Below are 8,495 nucleotides of genomic sequence, written 5' to 3'. Positions count from 1 at the left end.
GGTACTGCCTTCACCGGTGGGAGAGTCGGTCGCCGCCAACTTTATCGTGAGCCCTGCTTACTGCGCTTTCACCAGCGCGTAAGCAGGGCTCTTGCATTTCCTGCCATCGGCCCCCGCCCCCGCCCCCCCCCACTGCCGGCGACACGCGCTACGCGCCTGCTGAACAAGGAGCTAATCTTAGGCAGGTGTAAGGCTTTTGGGCGCTGGCGAGTACCCTTACTACGCCCCTGACGAGCTTCAGAAGGTCTCACTAGGGGCGTAGCAAGGATGCTTTTAATAGACGAGTTGTCGCAAGGCCATTTCAAACGCGCGCTGGGCAAGGCCAGTGGGCGCAAATGGTTATACAGCATTGTTGTGCCTTAACCTTTGATAACCATAGCCTATTGCATTGAAAAGGCAGTTATGGTTTATCAGATGATTATAGTATGTGCTAGAAATATTAGCTATGGTTGAGTTTGAATATAATGCGAAATAAAAGCTAAATCAACCTTGCGTAGAGCCCAGAGACTCCATATAACTACCATTAACCCAACGCCTATAAACATCCAGCGAGTGGGAAGACGACCGGATAGTCGCGCAGCTAGTGGAGCGGCCGTGACGCCGCCCACAATAAGGCCTAGCACTATCTGCCAGTTGGAAAAGCCCATGAGGGAAAAGAACGTGAGCGCACTAGCAAAGGTCACGAAAAATTCTACTAGGCTCACGGTGCCGATGACATAGTTGGGAGTGCGGCCATTAGCGATGAGGGTGCTCGTGACCAGCGGCCCCCAGCCGCCACCGCCAAAAGAATCGAGAAAACCACCCGCGCCGGCTAGCCAACCAGCATTTTTTACTTTGCGGCGCTGTTGCGCCTGTTTGCGCACTGCCTTACTGATAATGCGCAATCCTAAGAATAGTAAGTAGATAGCGAGTACAGGCTTGATAACGTTGCCATACTGCTCGCCAAAGTGTGCCAGCAAGAGGGCGCCGCTCACCGAGCCTAAAATGCCGGGTACGAGTAGTACTTTGAACAGGCGCTTATTAACATTGCCGAATCGGTAGTGATTGTAGCCCGAGGCCCCGCTGGCAAACATCTCGGCCGTGTGGATGCTAGCGCTCACTGAAGCGGGACTTAAGCCTAACGACATCAGGCTAATGGCTGATACGACGCCATACCCCATACCTAACATGCCATCGATAAGCTGGGCCACGAAGCCGACGCCTACGAAGGTGTAAAAAGTACCCGAGCTGCGAACCACGTGCCACGCCTGATGCCAGGTGAAGTAGTATGAGAGAATATTGAGTATTAAGAATAGCGCAAACACGCCGAGCGTGCCAGTGGCCACCCGGCGCCAGTAGTCGACGGCTGCTACCTCATCGGTGGGGCCTAGCGCCGCTACGGCATGCAGGCGGCGAGCCGACGACGCTTCCCGCACACGACCGTGCAGGTCAGCGTCGTCAGTAGCAACTAATACTAGGTCATGGCCGGTTAAGTCCTCGGGCTCGAATGGACGCTGATGTAGTATCACTTGACCGTGCTGGGCAGCTAGTACCTGTACGGCGGGCAAGAAGTGGGGCGCCACTACCGTAACGGCCGCGTGGGGGTGCTCGTGGAGCACAGCGGTAAGCTGCGCTAGCGCTTCGGCGCCACCGCCCACGAGCAGCACACGACGCTGTTCTAAATCTAAAAAAACGGGTAGCACCGGGCCGGCTAGCGGCCCTGGTCGGCCGGCAGCCGTTGCGGCGGCCGGCGCGGTCGAAAGAAGGTCAGTAGCCATAATCGGTTGTAAAATAAGACTTAATCGTGAAAATCTAGCCCGCGCACGGTAGCTTTCACAATGCCGGTGCGGACTACGAAGTCGCCAAAGCCCTCGCCGGGCTGGCGGCCGGCGGCGTAGGCGGCAAGCACGGGCGAGAGTTCGCGCAGGATGCCGTCTTCGTCGAGCATCTCGCGGTAGAGCTTGTTGAGGCGCTCGCCGGCGTGGTCGGCGCCGAGGTAGAGGTTGTAGCGGCCGGGCGCGCGGCCCACCAAGCCGATTTCGCCGAGGTAGGGGCGGGCACAGCCGTTGGGGCAGCCAGTCATGCGGATGAGGATGCCAGTTTCGGCCAAGCCCTGGGCGCGGATGACGGCGTCGAGCTTGTCGAGCAGGTGGGGCAGGTAGCGCTCGGCTTCGGCGAAGGCTTGCGAGCAGGTATTGAGGGCCACGCAGGCTAGCGCGCCGCGGCGCAGGGCGGTGAGCTGGTCGGCTTTGGGGGCGGCACCGGCTTCTTCTAAAATGGCCTGAATGCGGGCCACGTGCTGGGGTTCAATGTTGGCCAGAATCAGATTCTGGTTGCCGGTGAGGCGGAACTCGCCGGTGTGGAAGGCGCTGATTTCGCGCAGCGCCGACTTGAGACGGTAGCCAGGGCGGTCGAGCACGCGGCCGCCTTCCACGAAGAGTACGAGCTGCGAGAGGCCGCTAGGGCTCTTCGTCCAGCCGAAGGCATCGCTGGAGCTGTGAAACTGGTAGGCGCGCGTGGGGGCTAGTTCGTAGCTCAGGCGCTGGTGCAGCTCGGCCACGAAAGCAGGCAGGCCCACGCGGTCGATGGTGTACTTGAGGCGCGAGAGCTTGCGGTTTTCGCGGTTGCCCCAGTCGCGCTGAATGGTTACGACCTTCTCGCACACCTCGATAACCTTATCGGCGGGCACGAAGCCAATGAGGTCGGCTAGCCGGGGGTAGGTTTCGTTCATGCCGAACGTCATGCCCAGGCCACCACCCACGGCTACGTTGAAGCCGAGTAACTGACCGTTTTCCTCGATGGCGATGAGGCCAAGGTCGTTGGAGAAGATGTCGGAGTCGTTGTAGGGTGGTAGGGCTAGCGCAATTTTGAACTTACGCGGCAGGTAGGTGTGGCCGTAGATGGGCTCATCGTCTACCGCCTCGGTGGTTTCTACCAAGTCGCCGTCGAGCCAGATTTCGCGGTAGGCGGTGGTGCGGGGCGTGAGGTGGGCGCTGATTTCTTGGGCTATGCGCACTACCTCGCCGTGCACCGGCGACTCGTGCGGGTTGGTGTTGCACATCACGTTGCGGTTCACGTCGCCGCAGCCCGCGATGCTGTCCATCTGCACCTCGTTGAAGCCCTGGATGGCGGCCGGCATGTTGCGCTTGAGCACGCCGTGGAGCTGGAAAGTCTGGCGGGTGGTGAGCTTCAAAGTGCCGTTGCCATAAGCGTCGGCTAGGGCATCCATGCGCTGCCACTGCAGGGCCGAGGCTACGCCGCCAGGCACGCGCACCCGAATCATAAAGGAAAACAGCGGCTCCAGCTTCTGGCGCTTGCGCTCGCTGTCGAGGTCGCGGTCAGTTTGCTGATACGAGCCGTGAAACTTGATGAGGTGCGTATCGTCGGGGTTGAGGGCGCCGGTGAGGCGGTTGGCCAGGCTATCGACGAGCGTGCCGCGCAGGTAGCGGCTGGCAATTTTGACGTGCTCAACTTCGGAAAGCTTCGGCGCGGTGGTCAGAATATCAGACATGGAATTGATGGATTTATACACTAATGCAGTACGGTGGCGTCGAAAGTGACGCTCGCGTAGTACAGCGCCCCGATGGTGGGGCCCGCCGCGTACTGGAAGTAGCGGCGGTCAAAAAGATTGGTGCCGCCGAGCTTGACGGTCGATTTCAGGGTGGGCACGCGCAGATTCACCTGGGCGTCGATGGTTTGGTAGGCCGGCACCTGGCCGGTGGCTAGGGGGCTCTCCCATAGAAAGGAATCCTGCCAGCGCCAGTTCACATTAAAGCCGAAATTGCGCACGATTTCACGGTTGCCGAACGAGAGGTTGGTGGCCCACTTGGGCGTGTTGAAGCCCGTGACGAAGACATCGGTTTGGCTGTTGGCCGAGAGGGCGTTGTAGTTGACGTTGCCGGCTAGGGTGAATTTCTGGTAGAAATTGTAGGTCAGGCCCAGCGTGGAGCCGTAGCTGTGGTAGTCCTGGCGCGAGTTGGTGTACACGCGGTAGCGGTCCTGGCGGGCATCGCGGTTGGCGCGCAGGGCAGCAAGCGCGGCGGCATCGGTGCCTACGGTTACCTGGTTGCCATTAGCATCTTTGGGCACGCTGACCTCCACCTGGCCCAGGAAGCCGGAGTAGACGTTGAAATACGCGTCAGCATCGATGGCTAGTTTATTTTCGAACAGCACGCTGCGGTAGCCGACTTCAAAAGCGTTGATTTGCTCGGGCTGCTCGGTGGGCAGGTTGGCTACTTGCAGCCGCTGGCTGTTTTGGGGCAGCACGGCGGCCTGGGCAGCGGTGCTGCCGACGTTGGCCGCCACGTAGGCGTTCACGGCGGCATTGAACTGGTCGATGCTGGCGCGGGTGTAGGAGTTTTGCAGGTAGTTGAGGCCCTCGTTGACCCTAGCCAGGCCACCCACGCGGCGCACGTTGCCATTGTTTACGAACGACAGCGCCTCGAATAGCGACGGGAAGCGCCAGCCATTCTGGTACGAAGCGCGGAAGTTGTGCTTCTCGGCTAGGGTGTACACGGCCGCCAGGCGGGGGTTAACCTTAGCCGTGAACTCGGGGTTGTAATCGACGCGCAGGGAGGCAGTCAGCTTGAGCTTATCTGCCAGCAGCAGCTTGGTAGCTTGGCCGAAGGCGCCGAACTTCTTGTAGTACACGTAGTCGCCGCCGGGCTGGCTACGGTCACTCAGCGGGCGGCTGAAGTCCACGAAGTTGTTGCCGTCGGGGATAATCTGGTACACGCGGGCATCGGCGCCCACGAGCAAATCAACGAACTTGACGCGCTGACCGAGGTTCCAGAGGCCCTCGGTGTGGTAGGTGCGGCTGTGCTGGGTGAGGGCCGCGCCGCCGGGGATGGGCGCGCCGGTCACGTTCACGCCGCTGTCCCAATTGTTGATGCTGGTAATCTGATTCTTGAGGTCGGTGAAGGCCTGGGTGCCGGGCTCGGCGCGGCCGGCGTCGGCGGCTTGGCGGGCGGCGGCCATCGCCTGGGGCAGGGCCGCACCGGCGGCTAGCTGGCTTTGCAGAGCGGTTTTAAACTTGGCGCCCCACACGGCGTTCGAGCCGTTTTGCAGGTCGAGGTTGAGGGCTAGCGGATTGAGGTTGTAGGAGTTGCCGGTGTTCTCGATGAGCGTATAGGCGCGCACCACAAAGTCGTTGCCTTTCAACTCTAGCTTGTGGTTTTGCACCGTCACGCCGTTTAGTTGAATCTTGTTGCCGCGCTGGAAAACGCCGTCCATTAGCCCGTAGCGGTAGCCGTAGCTCAGCTCTAGCTGGTCGGTGAGCTTGTAGTGGAGGCTAGCGTCGGCTTTGATATTGCGCACGATGGGGTTCACAAGGTCCTTCTCATAGTAGCCGGTGCGCGTTACAGTAAAGGCTTGGTTTTTACCTTGGTAAGGAATGGTGACGGTGAGCGAAGAATTGGTGTCGTCGCCGTAGCGGTTCCAGAGGTCGGCGGCGGGGTTATAGGCGCCGGATAACTCCGAGAAGCCAGGGTTGGACGTGGACAGGCCTTGCGGGTTCTGGTCGGTTTGGGTATTCGAGAGCCAGTCGGTGCCGCGCAGGTAGTCGAGGTTCACTTTGTAAGCCCAGCGGCCGCTAGCCCCCAGCGCCTGCGCCCAGCGGATGGAGGTTTCGGTGAGAGCGCTAGGGTGGCGGTCGATGCCATCGACGTGGTTGACGCCCAGCTTCTGGTACACGCTCAGGCCCTGGTAGGTGTAGGGGCTCTTGGTGGTGAGATTGGCCATGCCGTTGATGGCGTTCATGCCATAGAGGGCCGAGGCCGCGCCGGGCGTGATTTCGACGCTGGCAATGTCGAGCTCGGTGGGGCCGATGGCGTTGCCGAGCGGCACGCCCAGGGTGGCCGCCTGCATGTCCACGCCATCCACGAGCTGCATGAAGCGGAAGTTGTTGGGGATATTGAAGCCCCTGGTATTCGGCACTTTAAAGGTGAGGCTGCTGGTGAGCATCTGCACGCCCTTCACGTTTTCGAGGGCGTCGTAGAAGCTAGGGGCGGGCGTTTCCTTAATGGTGCGGATGTCGAGCTTCTCAATGGCAACCGGCGACTTGAGCCGACTTTCCTCCACGCGCGAGGCCGACACGACTACCTCGCCAGTCAGGATTTCTTTGGGTTCGAGCACGATATCGAGCGGCTGGCTGGAGCTCGTAATCGGCAGTACAATCGGCTCGTGGCCCAAAGCGTTGAACACAAGCACGAAGGGGTATTTGAGGCGGGCCTTGAGGGTAAACTTGCCATCGCCGTCGGTCTGGGTGCCAGTGTTGGAGCCCTGAATACTGACGCTCACGCCCGGCAGGGCCTCCCGCGAGCCTTGCTCATGCACGGTGCCGCTAACAGCCAGCAATTCGGTCTGGGCAAAAGCTGCGCCGATGCTAGCCAGTAAGAGAATCAGGAAAAGGATGATGGAAGGGTAGTAAGCTTTCATCGAAAAGCGAAGTTGAAGTCGAAAAAGAGCCGGCCGAAGCAGGCAAAAACTGGCGAGAGCGCGGGCGCATACAGCAACCGGCCAAGCGACAACAACAGGTGGGCATTCGGAGAGACATAGGTATGAAAGTCAATGAGTTTTGGTAGGGAAGGGCTAGCGGAGCGCCTCACGAGACCCCTATGGGACCGGCCCCCTCTTCTCAACCGAGAAGGGGAGCCGGACGATTAGTTAAATCAGCTTAGTGACCGGACTAGCAGGCTAGTACACGTCTTCGAGGTAGCGGCGCTGCTTCTTGAGGTTCTTGAGGTAGGCAGCGGCTTCTTCCGGCGAGATGCCAGCTTCTTTTTGCACTACCTGGGTGAGGGCCGTTTGCACGGCCTGGCCGAGGCGGGTTTTGTCGCCGCAGACGTAGAACTGCGCGCCGTTTTCGAGCCAGCCGAATACGTCGCGGCTGTTTTCGAGCAGGCGGTCCTGCACATACACTTTCTCGGCTTGGTCGCGCGAGAAGGCCACATCGAGCTTGGCTAGCCCGCCGCGCTTGAGCTGCTGCTGCCACTCGGCCTGGTAGAGGAAGTCGGTGGTAAAGTGCGGGTTGCCGAAGAGCAGCCAATTGCGGCCGCTAGCCCCAAGCTCGGCCCGCTCTTCTACAAAGGCCCGGAACGGCGCGATGCCCGTGCCCGCGCCCACCATGATGATATCGGTGCTGGTATCCTTGGGCAGCTTGAAATACTCGTTGTGCTCCACGAATACGCGCACCTCGTCGCCCACCGCCACGCGGTCGGCGAGCAGCGATGAGCATACGCCCTGCTTCTGGCGGCCGTGGGCCTGGTAGCGCACGGCGCCTACGGTGAGGTGCACCTCGTCGGGGTGGGCCAGCAGGCTGCTGGCGATGGAATAGGCGCGGGTGGGCAGCGGGCGCAGCGTGTCGGCCAGGAGCTGCGGCGTGAGCTGGTCAGTCGGGAAGTCGAGGAGCAAATCGGCCACATCGCGGCCGTAGAGGTAGGGCTGGAGGCGGCTGGTGTCGGCCAGCAGGCCGTGCAGCTCGGTATGGGGGGCTAGCGCGGCGTAGCGCTCCAGCACGTCGCGGGTGAGCACGGTGAGCTCGCGGCGGCTGGCCAGGGCGGCGGCCAGGGGCAGGTTTTCGCTACCGAGCAGCACGGGGGCCGAATCGGAGAGGCGGGCGGCGCGCAGCACTTCCTCTACCAGCGGGTCGTGGTTGAGCGGGCGCACGGCTAGGGCATCGCCGGGGGCGTAGGTGAGGCCCGAGCCAGCAAGGTCGAGCTCGATGTGGTGCGTTTCTTTATCGGAGCCGCGGCCATTCAACTGAATGGTTTCGAGGATTTTGGCTGGCCAGGGGTTTTCGGCTGAGAACTGCGTTGCAGGCTCAGTTACTACGGCAGCCGAACTGGCGGTAGCAGGAGCGGCTGGGCTAGCGGCTAGCTTGTTTAGCGAGGCTTCAATCCAATGCGCCGCTGCCGGCTTGTAGGCCACGTCGGTGTCGATGCGGTCGAGCAGGCGGGTGCCGCCTAATTTGGCTAAGCGCTCGTCGAAGTCCTTGCCTGTCTGGCAGAAGTGCAGGTAGCTTTTATCACCCAGCGCCAACACCGAAAACTTCAGGTTAGGCAGCTTGGGGGCGCGCGGGCCACCCAGAAACTGGTGCAACTCCTCGGCCGAAACGGGCGGGTCGCCCTCGCCGTGGGTGCTCACCACCACGAGCAGGTTTTGCTCCTGGGCCAGTTGGCGGGGCGAGTAGTCATTCATGTCGCGCACCTCGGCTTTGAGGCCCCGGGCGGCGGCGGCTTCGGCGGCTTGCTCGGCTATTTTCTTGCCGTTGCCGGTGTGCGAGCCGTAGAGAATGGTCAGCTTTTCGGCCGCGGCGGGGGCAGCGCTGGGCCCGACTGCCACGCCCGGCGCCGCCGCTAGGGTAGCGCCAGTGCCAGTGGCGGCGCCCGTAGCCTGGCCGTAGAAATAACCGCTGAGCCACACCAGCTGCTGTGGCGAGAGGCTAGCCGTAAGCTGCTGAAGCATAGCCTCATCGAGGTGAGACGGAAGAATGGGAAGCGAGGACATTAGGGAAGTAG

At 61.3% G+C, this 8,495-nt stretch carries 4 protein-coding genes; all 4 read right to left on the bottom strand.

What is annotated here, in order from left to right; all coding sequences use genetic code 11:
- Window positions 1-443 precede the first annotated feature (443 nt).
- Window positions 444-1,757 carry a TSUP family transporter gene (locus J4D99_RS15865; RefSeq protein WP_208132713.1) on the bottom strand — a complete coding sequence of 438 codons (1,314 nt, stop codon included), beginning with the start codon at window positions 1,755-1,757 and terminating at the stop codon, window positions 444-446.
- 20 nt (window positions 1,758-1,777) lie between these two features.
- The gene (locus tag J4D99_RS15860; protein WP_208132712.1) at window positions 1,778-3,490 is read right to left on the bottom strand and encodes an NADPH-dependent assimilatory sulfite reductase hemoprotein subunit; all 1,713 of its coding nucleotides are present in this window, start codon (window positions 3,488-3,490) and stop codon (window positions 1,778-1,780) included.
- Between the two features lie 20 nt (window positions 3,491-3,510).
- Window positions 3,511-6,414, bottom strand: a complete 2,904-nt coding sequence (locus J4D99_RS15855) for a TonB-dependent receptor domain-containing protein (RefSeq protein WP_208132711.1) — start codon at window positions 6,412-6,414, stop codon at window positions 3,511-3,513.
- A 258-nt stretch (window positions 6,415-6,672) separates the two neighbouring features.
- The gene (locus tag J4D99_RS15850) at window positions 6,673-8,484 is read right to left on the bottom strand and encodes an assimilatory sulfite reductase (NADPH) flavoprotein subunit (RefSeq protein WP_208132710.1); all 1,812 of its coding nucleotides are present in this window, start codon (window positions 8,482-8,484) and stop codon (window positions 6,673-6,675) included.
- Between the last annotated feature and the right edge of the window lie 11 nt (window positions 8,485-8,495).

Origin of the sequence: Hymenobacter sp. BT559 (assembly GCF_017571525.1) — a bacterium.
GTDB lineage: Bacteria > Bacteroidota > Bacteroidia > Cytophagales > Hymenobacteraceae > Hymenobacter > Hymenobacter ginsengisoli.
Note: the sequence above shows the minus strand (reverse complement) of the source record. Positions and strands in the feature narration are given on the sequence as shown.